At 41.0% G+C, this 20,905-nt stretch carries 20 protein-coding genes; 8 read left to right on the forward strand and 12 right to left on the reverse strand.

The genetic code is table 11. The features are described 5' to 3' along the window. The first annotated feature begins 41 nt into the window (after positions 1–41). The 7 genes from hisD (at position 42) to hisIE (ending at position 6,388) form a co-directional block, all read left to right on the forward strand. Positions 42–1,334 (forward strand): histidinol dehydrogenase, encoded by a 1,293-nt coding sequence (gene hisD / locus L0B17_RS12695; protein ID WP_235089803.1) that lies wholly within the window; start codon positions 42–44, stop codon positions 1,332–1,334. Positions 1,335–1,408: 74 nt separating this feature from the next. Further along, positions 1,409–2,458 (forward strand): histidinol-phosphate transaminase, encoded by a 1,050-nt coding sequence (hisC, locus tag L0B17_RS12700; protein WP_235085281.1) that lies wholly within the window; start codon positions 1,409–1,411, stop codon positions 2,456–2,458. A 37-nt stretch (positions 2,459–2,495) separates the two neighbouring features. Further along, on the forward strand, positions 2,496–3,563 hold the full coding sequence (gene hisB / locus L0B17_RS12705) for a bifunctional histidinol-phosphatase/imidazoleglycerol-phosphate dehydratase HisB (protein ID WP_235085283.1): 1,068 nt from the start codon (positions 2,496–2,498) through the stop codon (positions 3,561–3,563). A 42-nt stretch (positions 3,564–3,605) separates the two neighbouring features. Further along, complete coding sequence (gene hisH, locus L0B17_RS12710) at positions 3,606–4,250, forward strand: imidazole glycerol phosphate synthase subunit HisH (RefSeq protein ID WP_443019952.1); 645 nt, start codon at positions 3,606–3,608, stop codon at positions 4,248–4,250. After that, entirely contained in the window at positions 4,247–4,984 is a 738-nt protein-coding gene (hisA, locus tag L0B17_RS12715) for a 1-(5-phosphoribosyl)-5-[(5-phosphoribosylamino)methylideneamino]imidazole-4-carboxamide isomerase (RefSeq protein ID WP_235085285.1), read from the forward strand. Before hisH ends, hisA begins: the two co-directional genes overlap by 4 nt. Then, positions 4,966–5,739 (forward strand): imidazole glycerol phosphate synthase subunit HisF, encoded by a 774-nt coding sequence (gene hisF / locus L0B17_RS12720; RefSeq protein ID WP_235085287.1) that lies wholly within the window; start codon positions 4,966–4,968, stop codon positions 5,737–5,739. Before hisA ends, hisF begins: the two co-directional genes overlap by 19 nt. 25 nt (positions 5,740–5,764) lie before the next feature. Beyond that, positions 5,765–6,388: a bifunctional phosphoribosyl-AMP cyclohydrolase/phosphoribosyl-ATP diphosphatase HisIE gene (hisIE, locus tag L0B17_RS12725; RefSeq protein WP_235085289.1), complete on the forward strand. Its 624-nt coding sequence runs from the start codon at positions 5,765–5,767 to the stop codon at positions 6,386–6,388. Positions 6,389–6,476: 88 nt separating this feature from the next. On the opposite strand, the gene L0B17_RS12730 is transcribed toward hisIE, so the two are convergent. The 5 genes from L0B17_RS12730 to pheS form a co-directional block, all read right to left on the reverse strand. Continuing rightward, positions 6,477–7,349 (reverse strand): mechanosensitive ion channel family protein, encoded by an 873-nt coding sequence (locus L0B17_RS12730; protein WP_235085291.1) that lies wholly within the window; start codon positions 7,347–7,349, stop codon positions 6,477–6,479. Positions 7,350–7,408: 59 nt separating this feature from the next. Then, positions 7,409–8,344, reverse strand: coding sequence for a lauroyl-Kdo(2)-lipid IV(A) myristoyltransferase (lpxM, locus tag L0B17_RS12735; RefSeq protein WP_235085292.1), 936 nt, complete (start codon positions 8,342–8,344; stop codon positions 7,409–7,411). 143 nt (positions 8,345–8,487) lie between these two features. Further along, positions 8,488–8,787 carry an integration host factor subunit alpha gene (ihfA, locus tag L0B17_RS12740; RefSeq protein WP_226410105.1) on the reverse strand — a complete coding sequence of 100 codons (300 nt, stop codon included), beginning with the start codon at positions 8,785–8,787 and terminating at the stop codon, positions 8,488–8,490. A 3-nt stretch (positions 8,788–8,790) separates the two neighbouring features. Next, a complete protein-coding gene (pheT, locus tag L0B17_RS12745) occupies positions 8,791–11,178 on the reverse strand; it encodes a phenylalanine--tRNA ligase subunit beta (protein WP_235085294.1) in 2,388 nt (795 codons plus the stop codon). Positions 11,179–11,194: 16 nt separating this feature from the next. After that, on the reverse strand, positions 11,195–12,178 hold the full coding sequence (gene pheS, locus L0B17_RS12750; RefSeq protein WP_235085296.1) for a phenylalanine--tRNA ligase subunit alpha: 984 nt from the start codon (positions 12,176–12,178) through the stop codon (positions 11,195–11,197). 485 nt (positions 12,179–12,663) lie between these two features. Here pheS and L0B17_RS12755 point away from each other — a divergent pair, with 485 nt between their 5' ends. Beyond that, positions 12,664–14,169, forward strand: coding sequence for a methyl-accepting chemotaxis protein (locus tag L0B17_RS12755; protein ID WP_235085297.1), 1,506 nt, complete (start codon positions 12,664–12,666; stop codon positions 14,167–14,169). A 309-nt stretch (positions 14,170–14,478) separates the two neighbouring features. Here L0B17_RS12755 and L0B17_RS12760 read toward each other — a convergent pair whose 3' ends face one another. From L0B17_RS12760 to speA, 7 genes are all read right to left on the reverse strand, one after another. After that, entirely contained in the window at positions 14,479–15,384 is a 906-nt protein-coding gene (locus tag L0B17_RS12760) for a putative ATP-dependent zinc protease (protein ID WP_235085299.1), read from the reverse strand. A gap of 36 nt (positions 15,385–15,420) precedes the next feature. Beyond that, the gene (locus L0B17_RS12765; RefSeq protein WP_235085301.1) at positions 15,421–15,771 is read right to left on the reverse strand and encodes a DUF3802 family protein; all 351 of its coding nucleotides are present in this window, start codon (positions 15,769–15,771) and stop codon (positions 15,421–15,423) included. A gap of 166 nt (positions 15,772–15,937) precedes the next feature. Further along, complete coding sequence (locus tag L0B17_RS12770; RefSeq protein WP_235085303.1) at positions 15,938–16,513, reverse strand: YceI family protein; 576 nt, start codon at positions 16,511–16,513, stop codon at positions 15,938–15,940. A 58-nt stretch (positions 16,514–16,571) separates the two neighbouring features. After that, the gene (locus tag L0B17_RS12775; RefSeq protein WP_235085304.1) at positions 16,572–17,024 is read right to left on the reverse strand and encodes a YaiI/YqxD family protein; all 453 of its coding nucleotides are present in this window, start codon (positions 17,022–17,024) and stop codon (positions 16,572–16,574) included. Between the two features lie 12 nt (positions 17,025–17,036). Further along, entirely contained in the window at positions 17,037–17,678 is a 642-nt protein-coding gene (pdxH, locus tag L0B17_RS12780; protein WP_235085307.1) for a pyridoxamine 5'-phosphate oxidase, read from the reverse strand. A gap of 83 nt (positions 17,679–17,761) precedes the next feature. Further along, complete coding sequence (locus L0B17_RS12785; RefSeq protein WP_336246503.1) at positions 17,762–18,598, reverse strand: adenosylmethionine decarboxylase; 837 nt, start codon at positions 18,596–18,598, stop codon at positions 17,762–17,764. A 201-nt stretch (positions 18,599–18,799) separates the two neighbouring features. Further along, positions 18,800–20,710 (reverse strand): biosynthetic arginine decarboxylase, encoded by a 1,911-nt coding sequence (gene speA / locus L0B17_RS12790; RefSeq protein WP_235085309.1) that lies wholly within the window; start codon positions 20,708–20,710, stop codon positions 18,800–18,802. Positions 20,711–20,905 lie beyond the last annotated feature (195 nt).

Genomic DNA, 20,905 nt, shown 5'->3' on the forward strand with positions numbered 1-20,905 from the left:
CGATGAGCATGACACAAGCACCATTACAGTCTTCATCACCAATGCAAATCCTTAATTGGAATAGTTTATCGACTAACCAACAAGTTGCAGCATTAAAACGCTCACCTTTAGTGGGTGATAACAGTGTTGAGCAGCTGGTTCGCAGCATTATCGAACAAGTGGTATTAGATGGTGATGCGGCTATTGCTAAATTTAATCAGCAGTTTGATGGCACTATCATTGATGATTTAGCCCTAACAACTGCTGAGATAGACTCTGCCAGTGCGAGAGTGTCGGACAAGGTTAAGCAAAGCATTGCTCAAGCGGTTGCCAATATTGAAGCGTTTCATCAGGCACAAGTATTTAAGCCGATTGATATTGAAACTCAAGTTGGGGTGCGATGTGAGCTCAGATCAGAAGCGATTGAAAAAGTCGGCTTGTATATTCCTGGTGGCACAGCACCACTCATATCAACAGTAATGATGCTTGCCCTGCCCGCTAGAATTGCCGGTTGTGAGCAACGAGTATTAGTTAGCCCACCGCCTATTAATGATGCAATTATTTATGCAGCCAAGGTGTGCGGTATTACTGAGATTTATCAAGTGGGCGGTGCGCAAGCCATTGCAGCTTTGGCATTTGGTACAGAATCCATCCCTAAAGTCGATAAAATATTTGGCCCAGGTAATCGTTATGTTACCGAAGCCAAGCGCTTAGTCTCACAAGATAACCGCGTGAGTGTCACCATTGATATGCCAGCGGGTCCATCAGAAGTGTTGGTGATTGCCGATGACCAAGCCAACCCCGCTTTTATTGCGGCGGATTTATTGTCGCAAGCAGAACACGGCGTTGACTCGCAAGTCATGTTGGTCACAAATAGTAAAGCGCAAGCTGATGCAGTGAATGCTCAGCTCACTATTCAACTAGCATTGTTACCACGACAAGATATTGCCGCCAAAGCGCTTGAATGTAGCCGAAGCTTGGTGGTTAATGACATAGCCCAAGCAGTACAAGTATCGAATCAATATGGGCCGGAGCACTTAATTGTTCAAACTGAGAATCCACGAGCTTTACTCAGCACCATACGCGCTGCTGGTTCGGTTTTTCTAGGGGCGTATACGCCAGAATCTGTGGGTGATTATGCCAGTGGTACTAACCATGTGTTACCCACTTACGGTTATAGCCGTGCGGTATCCAGTTTATCACTCGCCGATTTTAGTCGACGCTTTACAGTGCAAGAACTCAGTGCACAAGGCCTAAAAAACATTGGCCAAACCGTAATGACCCTGGCAGAAAATGAATTGTTAGATGCACACAAAAATGCCGTCGCGATTAGGTTGGCAAGCTTAAACCCGTAAAAGTAATCTTGGCGCCGTGATGATAAACCCCATCGTTGGCAGCAATAATAGAATTGATTTATGAGCACATGTTTATGAACACATTTGATGCAAGAAAATTAGCCAGACCCGAGTTACTTGAACTAACGCCTTATCAAAGTGCAAGGCGCATTGGTGGTCGTGGCGACATTTGGATTAATGCCAATGAATCACCGTTTAACAATAGTGATTTAGATAAGTTAAATCGCTACCCTGAGTGCCAGCCGCCTGCACTTATCAATGCTTATGCTGATTACGCCAGGGTTAAACCAGAGCAGATTATTGCCAGTCGCGGTGCCGATGAAGCCATAGAATTACTTATTCGTACTTTTTGTACACCGGGTAAAGACACGATTGCGTCATTTGGTCCGACTTATGGCATGTACGCCATCAGTGCTGCCACCTTTAATGTTGGCGTAACAGCATTGGGTTTAACCACTGACTATCAATTACCCGATAATTGGCCAGCTGAAATCGGAAATGCCAAACTGGTGTTTATTTGTAACCCCAATAACCCGACAGGTACCATCATCAGTAAACAAGATATTGCCAAGGCGATTGCAAGCGCGCCTCAAGCAATAGTGGTAGTTGATGAAGCTTATATTGAATTTAGCCCTGAGTATTCGGTTGCTGATTTACTGTCGACATACCCAAATCTTGTGGTATTACGGACTTTATCTAAAGCGTTTGCTTTAGCCGGAGCCCGTTGTGGTTTTATGCTGGCTAATGAAGCCATTATCGATTTAGTCATGCTAGTAATAGCACCTTATCCTGTGCCGCTACCCGTATCGGAATTAGCCACTAAAGCGTTAAGCCCTGATGGTATTAGGTTAATGCGTGAACAAGTGACCAGTTTGAATCAACAAGGTGAGCGACTCACTCAAGTACTGCAAAAAATTGGCGCCAAGGTGCTAACAGCAAAAGGCAACTTTGCCTTAGCACGCTTTAACAACGTTGCCGAAATAGCACAATTACTGACAGATAACGGCATTGTCGCTAGGGCTTATAAAGACCCTCGTTTAGCTGATGCTATACGGTTCAGCTTTACCTCTAGCGCCCAAACAGACAAATTAATTGACGTGCTATTAAGCAGCCAAAACAAATAAATTATAACAATATTCCTACAAATTTAAGGTTAGCAAGATGAAACAGAAAATACTTTTTATTGATCGTGACGGCACATTGGTTGAAGAGCCAGTAATTGATAAGCAACTAGACAGCCTAGCTAAATTAGTGTTTGAGCCGCAGGTGATCCCTGCACTATTAAAATTGCAAAAAGCCGGTTTTAGATTAGTGATGGTCAGTAATCAAGATGGTTTAGGCACACCTTCATTCCCTAAAGATGATTTTGATGCACCGCACAACATGATGATGCAAATTTTTCAAAGCCAGGGAGTCAAGTTCGACGATGTGGTTATTTGTCCGCACTTTAATGACGAAAATTGCAGCTGCCGTAAGCCTAAACTGGGACTGGTAAAAAGCTACTTAACTGAAGGCAGAGTCGACTTTACTGAATCCGCTGTTATTGGTGATCGCATTACCGATGTCGAACTCGCCAATGCAATGGGGATTAAAAGCTTCCTTTACAATCGCCAAACCTTAGATTGGGACGCTATTTGCCAGGCGCTTTTAAGCAAAGGCCGCCAAGCAACTGTTGTGCGCACCACCAAAGAAACCGACATTAAAGTGACCATTGACTTAGACAATCAATCAAAAGGTAAAATTGACACCGGCATTGGCTTTTTTGACCACATGCTTGACCAAATTCAAACCCACGGCAATTTCAAGATGGATGTTCATGTTGATGGTGACTTAGAGATTGATGATCATCACAGTGTTGAAGATACGGCACTGGCCATTGGTGATGCGATTCGTCAAGCCTTAGGGGATAAGCGCGGCATCGCTCGTTTTGGTTTTAGCCTGCCAATGGATGAAGCCAACGGCGAATGCTTAATGGACATTTCAGGCCGTCCATTTATCAAGTTCAAAGCTGATTTCGAGCGTGAAATGGTCGGTGAAATGGCGACAGAAATGGTGCCACATTTTTTCCGCTCATTCGCTGATGGTTTACGTTGTACATTACATATCAGCTCTGAAGGTGACAATGACCACCACAAAGTGGAAGCCTTGTTCAAAGTATTAGGCCGCACTCTTCGCCAGGCGGTGAAAGTAGAAGGTGACATACTGCCTTCCAGTAAAGGCGTGCTGTAAGGAGCTAACGTGACAGACTTATCCATAAAAGCGCTATCAAGGGTGCCTAACGATAAAGACAGTAACTTAAGCGATCTTACTGTGATTATCGATACAGGGTGTGCCAATTTAAGCTCGGTGCGCTTTGCGTTTGAACGCTTAAATGCCAATATCGTCGTCAGTGCTGACTTTGAGGTTATTCGCAGTGCAGCAAGAGTGGTTTTACCAGGTGTAGGTACCGCTGGAGCGGCTATGGCAGCGTTAAAATCGAAAGACTTAATCGGGTTAATTAAAAGCCTGACACAACCCGTTATGGGTGTTTGCTTAGGGATGCAAATGCTTGCTTCCCTGTCAAATGAGTATGGCGGACGCAGCACACAGGCCATTGAATGTTTAGGGCTTATCCCGACAGAGATAGGTGATTTAGACAGCAAAGGACTTCCTTTGCCTCACATGGGCTGGAATCAAATAACCGTATCTGATCATCCACTTTTTGCGGGCATAGAAAACGGCAGTTATGCGTACTTTGTGCATGGTTATCGTGCGCCAATCAGTGAATATACCTTAGCAAGCAGTCATTACGGTGAAGATTTCAGCGCCGCTATTGGCAAAGATAACTTTTTTGGGGTGCAGTTTCACCCTGAAAAAAGCGCTACTGTTGGCGCAAAGATTTTACAAAACTTTTTAAACATGGGGAAAGCACAATGATCATTCCAGCAATTGATTTAATTGATGGTCAAGTGGTGCGTTTATACCAGGGCGACTACCAGCAAAAAACCACCTTTGACTTAAGCCCCCTCGCCCAGCTGCAATCCTATGAAGCTCAGGGAGCTAAATTATTACACATTGTCGATTTGACCGGTGCAAAGGACCCATCAAAACGCCAAATAGCCTTAATTGGCGATCTAGTGGCGGGGTTAAAAGCTGACATTCAAGTCGGTGGTGGCATTCGTAGCGAGCAGCAAGTTGAAGAGTTGTTAGCACTAGGCGTTAAACGTGTCGTGATTGGTTCACTGGCGGTGAAAGAGCCTGAGTTAGTCAAAAGCTGGTTTGTTAAATATGGCAGCGAGACTATTTGCTTAGCGCTTGATGTTAATATTAATGATGCGGGTGAAAAAATTGTCGCAGTATCTGGCTGGCAAACCGGCGGCGGTAAGTCTTTAGAATCACTGGTATCCGAGTACCAAAGCGTTGGCTTACAGCATGCTTTAGTCACCGATATTAGTCGAGACGGCACCTTACAAGGTGCGAATACCGATTTATATCAAGAGCTGGCTGCAAAGTACCCCAACATTACTTGGCAAGCTTCTGGCGGTATCGCCACATTAGAGGATGTTGCAGCAGTACGTGATAGCAAAGCCGATGGCATTATTATCGGTAAAGCACTACTGATCAAAAACTTCACCGTTGAGGAGGCAATCACATGCTGGCCAAACGCATAGTTCCTTGTCTTGATGTCCGTGAAGGTAAAGTCGTTAAAGGGGTACAATTTCGTGACCATGAAATCGTTGGCGACATAGTGCCACTTGCGGCGCGTTATGCCCTTGAAGGTGCTGATGAGCTAGTCTTTTATGATATTACCGCTAGCGCCCACGATAGAGTAATAGATAAGTCATGGGTCAGTCGCGTTGCGGAACAAATTGATATTCCGTTTTGCGTTGCTGGTGGGATTAAAACCATTGAACAAGCCCGTGAAAAATTAGCCTTTGGTGCTGATAAAATATCGATTAATTCTCCGGCATTAACCGACCCAAGTTTAATTTCACGCTTACAGGATGAATTTGGTCGTCAGTGTATTGTTATTGGTATCGACTCATTTTATGACGCAATATCAGATAGTTACAAAGTAAAACAATTTACTGGCGATGAAGCCGCGACTAAAGATACTCAATGGTACACTCAAGATTGGGTTGAGGAAGTACAAAAGCGTGGTTGTGGTGAAATTGTCCTCAATGTGATGAATCAAGATGGGGTGCGGGGCGGCTATGATATTAAACAGCTCAGTATGGTTCGCGCTATTTGTGATGTACCGTTAATCGCATCTGGCGGTGCGGGCACCATGGAACATTTTAAAGACGTGTTCCAACAAGCCAAAGTTGATGCCGCATTAGCTGCCAGTGTATTTCATAAAGGCATTATCGATATTGGTGATTTAAAACGATACCTTTACAGCCAAAAAATTGCGATTAGACTATAAAACGCCTCAAATAAAGAGATAAATTATGACACAAGTAACATTGGACAGTGCAAGCCTAGCTTGGGATAAACAGGATGGATTAATCCCTGCTGTGGTTCAAAACCACTTAACAGGCAAAGTCTTAATGCTAGGCTACATGGACAAAGCCGCCCTTGATAAAACCCTATCGACCCATCAAGTTACTTTTTTTAGCCGTTCAAAGCAGCGTTTATGGACCAAGGGTGAAAGCTCTGGCAATACTTTGCAACTTATCGCTATTGATAAAGACTGCGATAACGACAGCCTATTAGTGCAAGTTATTCCTAATGGCCCAACCTGCCACACTGGGACCGAAAGCTGCTGGCCTGATGGTAATGCTCACCCTTTTATTGATAACCTAACAAACGTCATCATTTCACGTAAGGGCCAGAGTGCTGACTCAAGTTATACCGCCTCATTATTTGAACGTGGCACTAAACGTATCGCCCAAAAAGTCGGTGAAGAAGGATTAGAAACGGCATTAGCTGCGGTTACAAATGACAAAGAAGAGTTAGTCAATGAAGCCTCAGACTTGATGTATCACTTAATTGTGTTACTTGAAGATCAAGGCCTTTCTATGGCAGACATTAATCAAAACCTGCTGGTTCGTCATACCAAAGCGACTAAATGAGAGTAAGTGATTAACACTATAATAAAAAAGACGCATAAGCGTCTTTTTTGTTTTAACAATTTACCTAATCCACAAAAGTGGCATATGTTTATTGCGGTCTATCACTATTAGTAATGGTTAGATTGCCATCAACATGAATATCTCGTTGCGGGAAGGCAATAGAAATATCATGTTTATTAAATAAGTCATAAATTCTATAGCGCATTTCACTGCGACGACGGCGAATATCAGTTTCAGATATGGCATTAACCCAAAAAACCATATCAAATATTAATGCACTATCGCCAAAATCTTCAAATAATACTGTGGGTTTTGGGTGTGGTAAAATATCGTCACGTTCTTCAAGCACACCGAACAATAACTTCTGCACTAGCATTACATCAGACCCATAAGCCACGCCGACTCGTATAAAAGTACGCGCATTCTTATCAATCAAGGTCCAATTAGTCACAGTATTTTCAAGAAGCTGGCTGTTCGGAACCAACATATGAACACCATCATTTCGACGAATTAACGTCGAGCGGGTGTTTATCGACTCAACCACGCCTCTTGCATCACCAACCTCTAAAAAATCACCAATACGAATAGGGCGCTCCCACATTAAAATCCAACCTGAAATAAAGTTGTTAATAATGTTCTGCGCACCAAAACCGACACCAATCGCTATTGCACCAGAAACAAATGCAAATGCCGTAAGGGGGATATTAAGTATATCCATGCTGGTTATCGCCAAAATAGCGATAGATAGGACCAAATACATCCGAGAAAATAAATGCACAGCATCGGCGCTCACATTACGTTTTCTTAATGTACTCGTAATTAACTTACCAACCCGACTAACAATAAACCAGGCTAAAAAGATATACAGCGGTACCTGGATGATTTGCAGCAAAGTGATTGGCCGGCTGTCGTAGGTGTAGACCACAAACGACAGCAACGAAAGTAACTCATTAAAGTCCATTAAATTGCTCTCTTGGTTGTTTTTATTGTTAGTGTTTAAGTTTAAGTTTAAGTTTAAGTTTAGTACAACTCTGCTTCACCTGGCGGACGCGTTTTTAAAATTTTCAAAAACCACATATATTGCTCAGGATAGGCTTTTATCACTTGCTCAACAATTTGGTTAAGCACTAAAGACTCATCTTCTTTAGTGGCCATCGTATCAGGATCTAACGCGGCTGATATGGTGGTATGAAATACCATGGCTTTTCTATCATACCCAATCTTAACCGGAAACACTTTGGCATTACCCGCTTTTGCCAAACGTCCAACTACAGGTAACGTCGCTTTAGTGGTATCAAAAAAAGGGGCAAACACGCTTTGTTCTGGACCTAAATCTTCATCGGGTAAATAAAAGAAACTATTATCTTGTTTAAGTTCTGACAATAATGCCCTAATACCCGCTTCACGCATATACACTCGCCCACCTTGGCTACTGCGTAAACGGTTGCTGAACCAGTTAAATAACCCATTACGGTGTGCTTTAGCCATTGTCACCATAGGTATTTCAATATTTACTCGCAGTCCTGCATATTCCATCGGCCAAACATGAGGCATGATAAAAATAATTGGATGTCCCGCTGACCTTGCTTTTGCGACATGCTCAAAACCCTGTAACTGAACGCGACGTTTAATGTGCTCGTTGGACCGAAACAGCATTTCTGCTTGCGATAATAAAACAAGAATAAAAGCTTCAACATTATCACGGACTAATCTATCGACTTCATCTGGTGTCAGCGCTGGTAGACATTGACCAATATTAATCCGCGCAATACTAATGGGCTTAGTCGCTATACGCATCACTAATCTCGCTAAAACACGGCTAATGGGATCTCGAATATATGCGGGTAAAATCCCAAAAAAAGAGAGTACTAGGATAGCCAGCCAGGTTCCCCAGTAACGCGGATGCAATAACCCTGCATTAAAGCGGGTATCAAAATGCTTTTGTTGTCGAGCCAATAGAAAAACCTCATCAAAAAAATCTGCGGCCGAATAATAGCATGACTATTTAGTTGGGCAAATTCAAAAAAAAAGCCACTCTACTAGAGTGGCTATTTCAATTTTTACTATGTAAAGCAGATAAGCTAATTTAACTAGTGAACTTATTTCTTGCCAGCGTTAGCCGCTTCAACACGTGCTTTTAACTTTTGTCCAGGACGGAAAGTTACAACACGTCGTGCAGAAATTGGAATATCTTCACCAGTTTTCGGGTTCCGTCCTGGTCTTTGATTCTTGTCCCTAAGGTCAAAGTTGCCGAAGCCAGATAACTTGACCTGCTCACCATGTTCGAGTGCTTCACGAATTTCTTCAAAGAAAGACTCCACCATCTCTTTAGCCACACGCTTATTGATGCCAAGTGTTTCAAATAGATGTTCTGCCATTTCGGCTTTGGTAAGTGCCATACTTTAATCCCTCAACGATGCGTTGAACTCGGTCTTTAGCGCCGATACCACTGATTCCATAGTCTCAGTAATATCTTTATCTTCAAGCGTACGAGTAATGTCTTGTAACGTAAGTGCGATTGCCAGGCTCTTTTTGCCAGGTTCAACACCTTTACCTAGGTATACATCGAACAAGTTTAAGCCAACCAACTGATTTTCGCCAACTTTTCTTATCAAATTCATAATATCGGTTGCAGATATATGATCATCTACTACTACTGCGATATCACGTCGATTAGCTGGAAACTTAGATACAGCTTGGGCTAGCGGTAAACTGGCATGCAGCAATGCGTCCAGTTCTAACTCAAAAACTATTGTTTTACCATTAAGTCCAAAAGGCTTTTCCAAGCTAGGATGGATAGCGCCAATATGACCAATGACTCGATTATTTCTTAATATTTCAGCGCATTGTCCTGGATGCAGCGCAGGATGAGTTGCTGCTTTAAAACTAAATTCAGAAGCGGCAACTGTCAAGCCGATTATTGCTTCTAAATCACCTTTTAAATCAAAGAAGTCTACAGACTTGGATTCCATTGACCAATGTTCATCATTTTGAACACCGGAAATTACCGCACCAATCATAGCTTGTTGACGTACACCAGCGTCTGAATTTGCATCAGGCACAAAGCGTAAACCCGTTTCAAATAAACGCACGCGACTTTGCTGGCGATTTTGATTATAGCCCACTGCTGACAATAATCCGGTAAACATCGACAAACGCATAGACGACATTTCTGTCGAAATAGGGTTTGGTAAAATCATGGTGTCTTGTTCTGGGTGAACCAGCGCTTGCATTTTGGGGTCAACAAAACTGTAAGTAATGGCTTCTTGGAACCCACGTGCCACTAACATGTTACGCACACGTTTTAGTGGGATGTTTGATTCTTTGTGATCTGACATATTTAATGCAGCTTGCGGCGCTGTATTTGGAATATTGTCATAACCGTAAATACGGGCAACTTCTTCAATCAAATCTTCTTCAATTGCCATATCAAAACGGTAAGTTGCAGTTGTTACGGCCCAATCATTATCAACTGCTGCAACACTAAACCCCAAACACGTTAGAATTTCTACCACGTCAGCATCAGGAATAACATGCCCTAATGTTTTATCTAGTTTGCTACGACGTAATGTGATTTTAGCTGCTGTAGGTAAATGTTCAACGGCAACCGCCTCAACAACTTGCCCTGCTTCTCCACCACAAATATCCAATACAAGACGCGTGGCGCGATCCATTACCTTATGCTGCAGTTGCGGGTCAACACCACGCTCAAAACGGTGTGACGCATCAGTGTGTAAGCCTAAACGACGTGATTTACCCATAATCGCTAAAGGTGCAAAAAAAGCACACTCTAATAGAATATCTTGAGTATTTTCAGTCACACCTGTTGCTTCACCACCAAAGACACCAGCAAGTGCAACCGCTTGTTTATCATCGGCAATCACTAAGGTATCGTTAGGGACCGTAATTTCATTACCGTCTAATAACGTCAGCTTTTCAACACCGTCACCTAAACGTACATTAATTGCACCGTTTAGGGTATTCAAATCAAAGGCGTGCATTGGTTGACCAAACTCAATAAGCACAAAGTTGGTAATATCAACAATGGGATCGATTGAGCGGATACCACTACGACGTAACTTTTCTTGCATCCATAAAGGCGTATCCGCTTTTACGTTGATATTTTTTACTATACGGCCTAAATAACGTGGGCAAGCTTCTTTTGCCTGTACGTTAATGGTTATCGGCGCGTCAATCGTTGCTTCAACGGTTTTCCAGGTAGGCTCTGTAACCACTTGACGATTTAATACACCGACTTCTCGTGCAAGACCTGCCATGCCTAAACAATCGGCACGGTTGGCGGTTAAATCAACATCAATAATCGCATCATCTAAATCTAAATATTGGCGAACGTCTTGACCAATTGGTGCATCTTGCGGTAATTCGATAATGCCATCGCTTTCAATGCTAATGCCTAGCTCGCTATACGAGCACAACATGCCCATTGATGGTTGACCACGAAGCTTGGCTTTCTTAATCTTGAAGTCACCAGGTAAAACAGCGCCTACCATAGCAACGGCAACTTTTAAGCCTAAACGACAATTAGGTGCACCGCAGACGATATCAATTAACTCATCGCTGCCGACATTAATTTTGGTAACACGTAATTTGTCAGCATCGGGATGTTGGCCACACTCAACAACTTCACCCACAATAACACCGCTAAATGCAGCGGCTACGGGATCTATGCCATCAACTTCAAGACCAGCCATAGTAATTTGGTGTGATAATTCGTCACGACTTACAGATGGGTTAACCCATTCACGAAGCCAAGATTCACTGAATTTCATCGGTTTTGTTGCTCCGTTATTTGAATTGCTTAAGAAAACGTAAATCGTTTTCAAAGAAGGCACGTAAATCATTTACGCCATATCGCAACATGGTCAAACGTTCAACGCCCATACCAAAAGCAAAACCAGAGTATTTCTCAGGATCAATGCCAACACTGCGAAGTACATTGGGATGCACCATGCCGCAACCTAATACTTCTAACCACTTACCGTTTTTACCCATGACATCTACTTCAGCAGAAGGCTCTGTGAAAGGAAAGTATGATGGACGGAAACGAACTTGTAAGTCTTCTTCAAAAAAGTTGCGTAAGAAATCGTGTAATATGCCTTTCAATTCGGCAAAGTTAACGTTTTCAGCAACCATCAAACCCTCGACTTGATGAAACATCGGCGTATGGGTTTGGTCATAGTCGTTACGGTATACACGACCTGGTGAAATGATACGTAATGGCGGTTTTTCATGCTCCATGGTACGGATTTGAACCCCAGATGTTTGCGTGCGCAACATTACTTTAGGGTTAAAATAAAACGTATCGTGGTCCGCACGTGCAGGATGATGTTCTGAGATATTTAATGCATCGAAGTTATGGAAATCATCTTCGATTTCAGGGCCATCTTTAACCGTAAACCCAAGCTCACCAAAAAAGGTTTCGATACGATCAATAGTGCGGGTTACAGGATGCAACCCACCATTATCAATTGTACGACCTGGTAAAGTGACATCAATTTGTTCATCGGCCAATTTAGTGGCTAACTCAGATGCCTTCAAGCCATCAATACGTTCAGATAATTTCTGCTGGACGGCTTGTTTTGCTAGATTGACGGCTTGACCAAATGCAGGTTTTTCTTCTGCACTCAATTTCCCCATCATTTTCATCATGTCAGTGATTTGACCTTTTTTACCAAGGTAGTCGACACGGATATCATCCAATGCCTTCAGATCACTGGCCTGCTCTATCACCACCAAGGCTTGTTCTACGATCTCTGTTAACTGCTGCATTTATTCATCCACTGCATCTGGGCATTACTAATGCGATTTTTACCATTAAACATAACGGCAAGATGTTGATAATTCCTTTTAGATAATTCTAAAGGCACTACCCATCAATTAAAATAAAAGAGATAAATTTTACGTTAGCAGCCAGCATATTACTAGGCCTTTTAAGGGTAATTATAAGCTTTTACTTAGGTTTATTCGCTTAAAACAGCTCTGCCTTGCTGCGTTGAGTATTTATCGTCAATTGAACATGAATATTTTCAATCGCCGCTTTACTATATTAAAAGGTGAAATTAATGTTAGATCCTTAATGTGGCTCAACCAATCTGATTGAAAAGTCGATATATTAATCAAGTAACACTTAAAAAAAGCGTTATATACTAAAGTTTAGCTTTTTCGCCCCGATAGCCTATATACTTACCAAAGTACTTATTTAACTGAAGAACTTATTAACTTAAGTTCGCGGCCAAAGACTAGAAGAGGCACTGATGAGAGAAGTTAAATTTAGATGGATAGATCAATATCTTATCCATATGACCTTACAAACAAAGTTTACTATTTTAGCTGTTGTACCCATGTTGATGATTATTGGTTTAACCCTTTTCTTAAATAATCTTCATGCCGATAACTTACAAGACACCACTAACAACAATCAGTTGCAATTCATTAAGCAAGCCAATAATTACATTGAAAACGCTTATGATTTAGTTGATGAAAGTAAACGTAATGACTTAAAAACTCAATTATCTAGTGCCAGTCAAATAGTCAATATTGAGAACTTAGATAACCGGTTGCTAGTGCTTGCACAGCAAGGTGGTGGTATTAGTAAACAAGATAATACCACCCGTATTGTTAGTGGTATCAATAGTCATGACATGGTGATTGTGAGCGAGTTATCCTCAAAACAACTAACCCAAAACAACTCTAATGCTAACGTTGCGTATATCACTATGGTGATATTATTGGCTGTTCTTGCAGCCTTTGCTTACTACATTTCAACCTTTGTCGGCGGCGCTTTATACACCACTGTAACCGCATTGAAACGGGCTGCTAGCGGCGATTTAACAGGCAGGCTTAATTTTTTCGAAGTCAAAGATGAATTTAGCCTACTGGCTATAAGTATTGATGCTTTAGTTGAACGTCAGCACACTTTGGTTAAGCAAATAACCCAAGCGACGGAGCAAATTCGCACCGTGGTGTCAGGATTTAGAACGACGGCTCAAAATGGCCAATCAATGGCAGTGGATCAGCGTGAGCATTTAGATTCATTGGCAACAGCAATGGAACAAATGACCGCAGCGGTCAAAGAAGTTGCCCGAAATGCAGAGCAATCTTCAAGTGAAACTGAGGAAACCAATAATCAAGTGGCTGCAGGTTCAAAAGATATTGCCACCACTGTGCATGCTATTGATATTTTGTCACAAGAGATTGGTCAAGCTTCTAATGCCGTTGGCGTATTGAATGACAATGCCAGTAAAATTGATGCTGTGGTCTCCACCATTAATGCTATTTCCCAACAAACAAACTTACTGGCTCTTAACGCTGCTATTGAAGCTGCACGAGCAGGTGAGCAAGGCCGAGGGTTTGCTGTTGTTGCCGATGAAGTACGTACGCTAGCGGGAAGAACACAAGCTGCTACGGTAGAAATTAAAACCATGATTGAAGCGCTTCAATCTGGTACGCGTAATTTAACCCAAGTGATGTCTCGTACCGTTGAGCAAGCCAATGAAGGTAAAAAACATGTTCTGCAAACTGGCGAGGATTTGAATAACATTGCCCACCACAGTCATCGTGTGCTTGAAATGAGTGTGTTAATTGCAACTTCAGCGGATGAACAGTCTGCCGTTGCTAACGAGATTGCGACCAATTTAATGGAAATCCGCAATCAGTCACATAATGTAGAGAAATCAGCGAACCAGTCAGTATCTGGTTGCGATGAATTACACGCAACTGCTGAACAACTCGATCAATTATTGGTAGGCTTGAAGTTATAATATTTGAGCTTGTGGTAGTTAAATCTGTCAACATAGTTGAACTTGTGTAAATACAACAATTAATCTAGGCGCTGCGGCGCCTTTTTTATTAATCATATCAACATGAAAACTCATTAAAAAACGCCTTTTAAAGCTCACTAAAATTTAAATATTTGTCAGTGAACAGCCTTCGAAGCAATAAGTAACAACTGCGATATAAATAATGGAATTGGAATGGGTATAGAGACCAACTAAGTGACTTAATCGGCTTGGCGCATGGTTTATCAATTAATACAAAAAAGCCTTAGTGCTTACGCTAAGGCTTTAATATTAAATCTGAGAAAGACTCTCTTTAGACACGTCCACCATATAGGTATCTTGTAACCAATTACGCCCTATTAGTAACTTATGGCCCATATTGGTACGGTCTGTTAAGTTGACATCAACTAAATACTCTTGCCCTGGCTCACCAACACTTAAACGAACCCTATAGCGAATTTCAGATCCTTGTGCATTACGAATAAGTGTTTTGCCATAAATTTTAGTCCGAATATCAACCGCATAACCTTGCTCATTCTCGGTAGTAAATGTCACCATTTTACCGATATTGTTTTGCATATCACTTTCATCTTCTTCTTCAATTCGCATATTGACAGCATGAAGTGAGTTTTGACCCGCTCCGGTATCAATACGCGTTTTAAACATTAAACTGGCTTGTTTTATGTTTAATTTAGCTACCAGGCCAATAATGTTATCAGCCTTGTTTTCTGATATATCAACAATATAGTCATCTTTAAGAAAATTACGTCCAATTAACAACTTATAATTCATGTGGCTACGGTCACGTAAATTTACATGGACTGTCTTTAACGCATCAGGAAAACCGACTTCAAGCTTGACCATATAACGTGTTTCAATGCCTTGAGAATTTCTCACCGTTGAGGTTCTGAGTATTTCTGCTTGTAAACGCTTTTGGTCGCCCTGTTCATTTTCAGTGGTAAACTCAATCATTTTACCAATGTTGTTTTTCATTTTTTGCGACGCACCACCGATAACCTCTAAATCGACAGCATGCAAAGACGAATTGACCGCACCAGTATCCATACGCGCTTTATACATTAAACCTGACTGCGCAACAGTCATCAGTTCCTTTTGTTTTAAAATTTGTTTTTCTGCCGCATTAGCTAAAGACAAACTTAACCACAATACAACAAGCAAGGTTATGCTTTTAAACATGTTCATTCCTAACAATAAATATTAAACAATAAAAAATTAATGCAGTATTTTATCAATTTCTTGATCGAACAGATTCTTAATTAAGCCGGAAAATTCGGTTATAAAAATGCTTTGTTCAGGAGTGGCATTTTGATCAGCAACTTTTGCTAATATCTCTTCTAAATCATAAACAATCGCATCAATTTCACGGATAACCATGTTACGTTGAGCAAATGATAATTGCGGGTTTTGACCACAGACCATAATGATTTGAGCTGATAACTGTTCTTCAAATAACTCTAAAACGGTTTCAGACGCCAAAGCATTATTTTCAAAGGTTTCAAATAACCCTAAATGTTCAGTTAAATACTGAATTAAATGCATATAACCGTCTTTATCTGTAACCATCTGAACTCCGAAATCTTGGATAATAATGTGTTTAAAATCTAAGCTATCCAACATAGTGGGTAATCTATTAAATATTTTAACAGCTCTTTTTAATATACATTTTTTAACGTTTATTACTAACGCCCGTTCATGTTAACGTTCGTAATAACTCAACATTGAGTATTTTTTATTTTGATAAGGTTAACACGAATGACACTGGAACCGCCAAACTGATGCTGGTTAATCCAGCTATATTACGTAGCTTTTCAACCCCGGTCACTAAATCAAAATCTCCCGCATTAATAATCACCGGCGTTAAACTAGTCACTAACATTTTAGTCGCTGACAATTTAGCTATCACCACATTGAAAGGCAAAGCTTGCTGCTCTCCATGGAGTGAAATTGTCGCATCTACTTGGGTTATTAAGGTTTCGCCGACTTTTAAGTCACTTATAAGCTTTGGATTAACCCCCGCTTTAAGCTGTAACTTTGGAAACTGAGCCACTTCAAATAATAAACCTTGCATTCTTTCATCGCGAACACTAATCCCCGTATCTACGCTGCTTAAGTCTATTGTTAAACTAAATCCACCAGAATCACTTAAAGCCCCTTCGATTTGTTTAAAGCGATGAACTTCTCCCACATCAGCTTTCTTTATTGAAATAAAGCTGACTGTAGACTGGCTATTATTTACTTTCCAATCACTTGCTAAAGTCTGACTAGAAAGTAACCCTAGTACCATTAACGATAACCCTAGTTTCATCTTAAAATCCTTTTGCGAGTTTATAACACAATAAGTATAGATCAGCCCCAAGTATAGATCAGCGCTGTTTAACTAACCATTTATCCAACGATTGAGCAAATGCATGTTTATCTGTTTGCGAAAACGTATTCGGGCCTTGGGTATGCACACCACTGCTACGCATCTCCTCCATAAAGTCACGCATTGTTACTGTCTGTTTGATATTTTCAGGCGTATAGACATTACCTCTAGGGTTAATGGCTAAAGCGCCTTTTTCAATTGCATCTGAAGCAAGCGGAATATCCGCGGTGATCACTAAATCCCCTTGATTAAGTTGTTCGACAATATAATTATCTGCTTCATCAAAGCCAGAGCTGACTCGGATCATCTTAATAAAGGGCGATATTGGTATCTTAATCATTTGATTAGCAACCAATACAATGTTTACCGACTTACGCTCGGCGGCCCTAAATAGCATTTCTTTTACCGGATTAGGACATGCATCTGCGTCTACCCAAATCTTAGCTTGCATAGCGCGTCCTCATTAAGGTGCTAAACGATCTATTTGCCATGTTGACTCAGGTGACTGACTGTATATAAATCTATCATGCAATCTATGCTCTCCCCCTTGCCAAAACTCGATGCTTTGAGGACGCACTAAGTATCCTCCCCAAAACTTAGGTAAAGGCACTTGTCCTTGAGCAAATTTAGTCTTCATTTCAGCAAATTTACCTTCTAATACTTGGCGAGCAGAGATTTTACTCGACTGCTTAGACACCCAAGCTGCTATTTGACTATCCTTTGGTCGGCTCATAAAGTATTTAGCGACTTCGACCATAGATAAGGGCTCAGCTTGACCAATAACGGCCACTTGTCGCTCTAAAGGATGCCAAGGAAATAACAAACTTATTTTATTATTAGTCGATAATTGCGCCGCTTTACGACTTTCTAGATTAGTAAAAAATACAAATCCGTTATCATCAAACTTTTTAAGCAATACGATACGCTGAAAAGGTTGACCTTCTTCATCAACGGTCGCCACACACATAGCGGTAGGATCGGTTAAATTGGCATCTTTAGCTTGCGAGAGCCATTTTTCAAATAAATCCATCGGATTCGCCGGTAAATCAGCACGGCGTAATCCACCTTGAGAATACTCTCGACGAATATCACTTAAATCGCTCATACCTTCCCCTTATGGGATAAAAACCCACTTTATGCAGGCTTTATATAGAAATATTATTTTTCTAACCAACCTTAGTTGCCAACTTACAAAAACTCAGGACTCAGCACTTCTGGACAAGTCTGCTGATAGTGGCTGAAGTGTACATTATAACCTTGCTGAATTGGATATGAGCAATGGCCTACGCATATATTTTTAGGAACAGTTGGCGCGGCCATCTCGGTATCGAATCCGATGATATCCCAACTTCTTGGCTTCAATATTGCCAACAAGGTTGCCGCTATATCAAATTGATGTTGTTCAAGGTTCACATTAGTTTCTAAACTGACATAAGAGCTCTGCTCTTGTGGCGTAATATGTATGGTGTAGTAAAAATTATCTTTAATGCCGTTGATTGAAAAGCCAAGCGGAGTAAAAACATGTGCATCATATTCAAAGCCTGCAAATAACTTATCGAGTAACAACAGTTGATATATATCTGCTACAGTTTGTTGCTCAGTACATAAATAGTCTGCCACTGAACCACTAATGTGGTACATCAATAATTCGCAGGTTTTATCCTGCGGCACAATTTGACAACTTTTATCACTGGTAAATAAAAAGTGATGATGATTATCTAAATGACCAACTCGACAGGCGGTGCCAGGCACTCGCTGTCTTAGGGTGCTAATGTCATCTATAAACGTGCTGGCCTGTAAATAGGCTAAATATTCATTTTTACGTTGATAACGGATATATGTCAGCTTATCTACTGTCACTTTATCAATTAATGCACTCACTGAATCAATTAATGTTGATAAACCACATGTCAGTATGACCACACTATGATCCCACACAAATAAACTCGACTCACTGAGTATATAGGCATCGCATTGATCATTCTCAATATGGGACAGAATATCTGCCTTGGCTAAACTGACAATATGCTCCCAGAAGGATAGCGGTAAAGCACGAAGTGAACCGAAACTCGGATCAACGCATAACGCTACTTTTTTTCTGAACCTTCAAAAAACATATTAATGGCGAATAACTCGATTGATTGGAAATAAATAAAGGCTTAGTCATTATTCATAACTAAGCCTTCTATTCAATGATTTACTGATTAAAATTTACATAAATTAATCTTAAAAATCTTCAAGGTAAGTATAACCGTCTAGACCTGCTTGCAATTCTTCAAGGGTACTTACGCGCTCGTCAGGTGTAATGTGCTGTTCTACTAACTCTTCGAAAGTACGCATAAATGCATTAGCATCTAAGTTCACATAACGTAATACATCAGCAACTGTGTCACCTTGTAACACTGATTCGATGTTAGTTTGACCATTGTCATCTAAACGAATAACCGCAGAGTTAGTATCACCAAATAAGTTATGCATATCACCTAAAATCTCTTGGTATGCACCCACCATAAAGAAGCCGATTAGATATGGACTCTCTGCGCTCCATGCTGGTACAGGCAATGTTGTTTCAATCCCTTGACCATCAACATATTGATCAACAATACCGTCTGAGTCACAGGTAATATCCAACATTACCGCACGGCGCTCTGGCGCTTTATCTAATCCAGATAAAGGCAATACTGGGAACACCTGATCAATACCCCATGCATCCGGTAATGACTGGAATAATGAGAAGTTAACAAAGAATTTATCAGCTAATTTTTCATTCAACTCATCAATCACAGGACGGTGATAGCGGTTATTATTGCTTAGTAAACCTTTTACTTCGTGACAAACACGTAAATGAGCCTGTTCAGCCCAAGCACGATGTGCCAAAGTAAATTGACCTACTGCGAATAATGAATGCGCTTCAGCAATGTCACTTTGGGTATCATGATAAATCTCAATGATAGCGCGTTGATCTTGACCACCACTGATTTCTTCCCACGACTGCCACATGTTGTGTAGTAACTGAGGAGCATCTTCATCAGGCGCTACAATCACTTCAGGCATGTAAGCTTCTGTGCCGATAACATCGGTAATTAATACCGCATGATGCGCAGTTAAATGACGACCAGACTCAGAAATAATACGTGGCATTGGCTGCTCGTATTCATGGCATAAGTCAGTTAATACATTAACGATGTTGTTAGCATACTCACTTAAACCATAATTCATTGAGTTGTTGCTTTGGCTTCGAGTACCATCATAATCAACAGCTAAACCACCACCGACGTCAAAACAATCAATTTTGGCACCTAATTCGCGAAGTTCGCAATAAAAACGACCCGCTTCGCCTACACCTTGGCGGATATCACGAATGTTGGCAATTTGCGAGCCTAAGTGGAAATGCAGTAGCTGTAATGAATCCAGCATATCAGCGGTTTTTAGTTGTTCGAGTACTTTAAGTACTTGCGCAGCAGACAAACCAAACTTTGACTTTTCACCACCGCTAGCTTGCCATTTGCCTTTACCCTGGAATGCTAAACGCACACGAAGACCTAAACGAGGTGTCACGCCTAATAGTTTAGCTTGTTCTAATACCATAAGCAGTTCAGACATCTTTTCAAGTACGATGTAAACTTTATGGCCCAACTTTTCACCAATAAGTGCTAAACGTACATATTCTTTATCTTTATAACCATTACACACAATCACAGAACTGGCTTTTTGAGCCATTGCAAGTACAGCCATTAGCTCTGGTTTACTGCCGGCTTCTAAGCCTAGCTGTGGTACTTCTTTAGACTTTTGACTGGCTAAAATTTCTTCAACTACGGTTTGCTGCTGATTAACTTTAATCGGATAAACTAACAAATAATCATTTTGGTATTCGTATTTTTTAATTGCATCATTGAATGCCTCACATAAACTTTCTACACGATGATGTAAAATTTGAGGAAAACGAACTAGCACAGGTAATGAAACACCTTCTTTAACCAAATCCTTGGCTAAAGTACTTAATGCAACTTTATGATCGGGTTGACTTGGATTAGGTGATACAGTCACTTCCCCATCTTCACGAATACCATAGAAGCCATGGCTCCAATGAGTGACATTATAGCCCGCACGAGCATCTTCAATTGACCAATCAGACATAATTATTTTCCGTATTTGCCCTATCACATCAAAATCACATTCTGACGCAATATGGCTTGTGAATAAAATCATCATAACGTTAGCACATTATGAGATGTATAGTAGATGATCAGTTTTTACTTTGACGGCTAAATTAGATTAATTTAGTTACACTGTTATCATCTATACGTACTTTATTTGCCGCATTACTGCCTA

Source organism: Shewanella sp. OMA3-2 (genome assembly GCF_021513195.1).
In the GTDB taxonomy this organism is placed as follows: Bacteria; Pseudomonadota; Gammaproteobacteria; order Enterobacterales; family Shewanellaceae; genus Shewanella.